Source organism: Amycolatopsis sp. NPDC003731, assembly GCF_053586895.1.
Genome location: NZ_JBSFNC010000285.1, coordinates 1 through 3,504, shown reverse-complemented (window position 1 = coordinate 3,504; position 3,504 = coordinate 1). Strand labels below are relative to the sequence as shown.

Sequence of the window (3,504 nt, the reverse complement as noted above, 5' to 3'; positions counted from 1 at the left end):
GCCCGAGGACATCGACGCGCGGAAGCCATCCGGCATCTGATCAGCCGGCCGCGGGCCGCCGTCCGCTTCCGGCGAAGTGTTCGTGCAGCTCGCGGACGTGCTGGGCCCAGAACAGCCGGCGCCCGCCGCGGGTGCGGGGCACCGCCAGGCCTTTGCGCGCGGCGAGCCGGTAGAAGCCATGCTCGCGCGGCCGGCACTGGTCGTGAAGTCGAATCCGGCCACCCCCGTGCGCCGGGTCAGCGCGGCGGCGAATTCACCGAAGGAAGTCGTCCGGTCGACGACCGCGCGGGCGATCAGAATCGCCTTGCCCTCGTCGATCATCTTTTGCCATTCCGCCACGTCACGTCCGGACCAGCCTGCCACCGCACCCTTTCCGCGCGCCGGGATGAAATAGAGTCGGCGCCTTCCCGGACCCGGAATCGATCGGAGGGTTCGGCATTCGGAGAAATCCCGGGAGCGCCGTGAGCGATTCCCCCTGAACGCCTGCCGGGGTGGTACGACCGCCCGCCACCGCCCCGGCAGGCCGTCACGGCGTCGAAGCCGGCGTCCGGAAAGGACGGTTCCGCCGTGCCAGTGACATCCGGGGAGCGCGAGCGCGGGTCGTCCGGATGCGTCCTGCGCCACGCGGTCGCAACCGCTTTCCACGCCCTGCCGGGCCTCGCTCACCCCGGCGACCCTACCGAGCCGTCGCCGGGTTTCTCGGCGAGAATGCTCCCGTGGTATCGGTGCGCAGCGTGGTCGACCGGGTGGGGCCGACGCTGCTCCACGCGCTCCAGCTGCCCGACGACTCGCCCGCCGTCGCCGACGTCGTCATCGCCGAACCCGGCGGGGCCCTCACGCTGTCCGCCGGCGACCTCGTGCTCGGCGTCGCCACGACTGGCCCCGAAGACGCCGCCGAGCTGGTGAAGCAAAGCGCCGGACAGGGCGCGGCCGCCGTCCTGCTCAAGCCGCCGCTGGCCGCGAAACCGGCGGTCAAGCGGGCCGCGAAGGCCAGCGCGATCGCGCTGATCCAGGTGCACGCCGCGACGTCGTGGGCGCAGCTCGTCTGGCTGCTGCGGACCGTCCTGGACGCCCTGGCCGACGAGTCGGAGGACCTCGATCCCGGGTCCGGTGACCTGTTCCGGCTGGCCGATGCCGTCGCGAGCGTCGTCGACGCGCCGGTGACCATCGAGGACACCAACTCGCGCGTGCTCGCCTACTCCGCCCGCCAGGATCTGACCGACCCCGCCCGCGTCGCCACGATCATGGGCCGCCGCATCCCCGACGACGTCCTCGCGCGGTTCCGGTCGCGCGGGGTGTTCCGCGAGCTGTCCCGCGGCCGGCAGACGATCTTCGTCCCGGCCCAGCGCGACGGCACGCTGCCGCGGCTGATCGTGCCGATCCGGATGGGCGGTGAGCTGCTCGGGTCGATGTGGGCGGTGGTCGCCGGGCCGGTGTCCGACGAGCGTGCGGCCGCGTTCGCCGACGCCGCCCCGGTCGTCGCGCTGCACCTGCTGCGGCGCCGCGCGCACACCGACGCGCAGCGCCGCGCGTCGGCCGAACTGCTGCGCGCGGTGCTCGAAGGCCACGCGAACCCGCGCAAGGCGATGGCGGAGCTGGACCTGTCCGACGAGCCGCACCGAGTGGTCGTCATCGAAGTCACCGGCGGGGACGGGCGCGACGCGGAGGGCCTGCGGCTCGCGTTGCTCGAACGGATCTCCCAGGGCATCGGCAGCCGCCCGGTGGCGACCGAGCTCGGCGGCCTGCTCTACGCCGTGGTGCCGGACCGAGCGGGCCCGGGCGGCTGGGCCGAGCTGCGCCACGCCCTGGCCACGCAACCGGCGTCCCGGCGCGGCGGAGCCCCGCGCGCGGCGGCGGGCTCCCCCGGCGGCCTCGCCGACCTCTCGGCGTCGCGCGCCCAGGCCGACGAAGCCCTCGGCCTGCTGCGCGCCGAAATCCTCACCGACCGCGTGATCGCCTTCGACGAGGCCTGGACGTCGCTGACCCTGCACCGCGGCGCGACCGCGGCGACCGCGGCCCGGGTCGCCGACCTCGGCCCGCTGAGCACCCTGCGCGCGCACGACGAATCGGGCAAGGCCGGGTACGTCGAGACGCTCTACGAGTGGCTGCGGCACCCGGGCGACCCGCGGGCGGCGGCGCGGGAGCTGCGGATCCACCCGAACACCCTGCGGTACCGGATGCGGAAGCTGCTCGAACTGGTGCCGCTGGACCTCGACGACCCCGACGTCCGGCTGGCGCTGCTGATCCAGCTCGTCGCCGTGCGCTGGAGCTGATTAGGCCGTTCGGCCCAGCTTCCGATGTATGCACTAGTCCGCGTGGATCGCGCCGATGGTACGGAGTGTCTTTTCCAGCCGAAAGATGGTGGATAAGGAAGATCGCGTGCCGCATTTTCTCTTCACCACCCGGGGTAGCCGGGTCGTTGCAAGAGGAGTTCCTCCATGAGCAGTTCGGAGCGGTTCGGCAAGGCCGTCAAGCTGGGCGCGGTGTCCGCGCTCTCCCTGGTCGCCCTGGTCGTCCCGGCGGCAGGAGCCGGGAGCGCCGTCGCGGCGCCGAGCGGCGACTGCTTCACCCCCGCCCACGCCGCGGACCGCAGCAAGGACGGGCGCGCCGACTCGGTGTCCCCGGCCGAGGCGGCCCGCATGGAAGCGGACCTGCAGAGCAAGCTTGCCGGCAAGCGCACGGCGTTCTCGGCCCAGGCCGCGGCCGCGGTGTCGATCCCGGTGTACTTCCACGTGATCACCAGCGGTTCGACCGGCAACCTGCCGGCGGCCACGATCAGCAAGCAGATCTCGGTCCTGAACAGCGCGTACGCGTCGAGCGGCTTCAGCTTCTCGCTGGTCAGCACCGACTACACGAACAACTCCACCTGGTACAATGGCATCACCGACGGCACCTCGGCCGAGCGCAACATGAAGAACGCGCTGCGCAAGGGCGGCGCGAACGCGCTGAACATCTACACGGCCAAGCTCGGCGACGACCTGCTCGGCTGGGCGACGTTCCCGTCGAACTACAAGTCCCAGCCGAAGCTGGACGGCGTGGTCATCCTCGACGAGTCCCTCCCGGGCCGCTCGGCGACGAACTACAACGAGGGCGACACGGCCACCCACGAGGTCGGCCACTGGATGGGCCTGTACCACACGTTCCAGGGCGGCTGCTCGGGTTCGGGCGACTACGTGTCCGACACCCCGGCCGAGGCCACGGCGACCTCGGGCTGCCCGGCGAGCAAGGACACCTGCTCGTCGGCGGGCGTGGACCCGGTGCACAACTTCATGGACTACAGCTACGACAGCTGCATGTACGAGTTCACCGCGGGCCAGACCTCGCGGATGAAGAGCTCCTGGTCGGCCTACCGCGGCTGAGGTTCCCGTCTTCCCGCGGCGGAACCCGTGAAGGCCTTCCCGAGTCTCTCGGGGAGGCCTTCACGGCGTTTCCGGTGGGTTTGCTTGCTTCGCTGGGCGGGCCCGCGGTGTCGCGAATGACTCATTCGGGACGTCCGAGGTCCCG

2 protein-coding genes and 1 pseudogene are annotated in these 3,504 nt (G+C 72.0%); 2 read left to right on the top strand and 1 reads right to left on the bottom strand.

The genetic code is table 11. The annotated features are described in order from the left end of the window. Positions 1 to 321: pseudogene (locus tag ACWDN5_RS46435) on the bottom strand (hypothetical protein); the annotation flags it as partial. Positions 322 to 716: 395 nt separating this feature from the next. Between ACWDN5_RS46435 and ACWDN5_RS46430 the strand changes: the two are divergent. Then, positions 717 to 2,273 carry a PucR family transcriptional regulator gene (locus ACWDN5_RS46430; RefSeq protein WP_449680759.1) on the top strand — a complete coding sequence of 519 codons (1,557 nt, stop codon included), beginning with the start codon at positions 717 to 719 and terminating at the stop codon, positions 2,271 to 2,273. Between the two features lie 165 nt (positions 2,274 to 2,438). Then, positions 2,439 to 3,359: a zinc metalloprotease gene (locus ACWDN5_RS46425; protein WP_449680758.1), complete on the top strand. Its 921-nt coding sequence runs from the start codon at positions 2,439 to 2,441 to the stop codon at positions 3,357 to 3,359. Positions 3,360 to 3,504 lie beyond the last annotated feature (145 nt).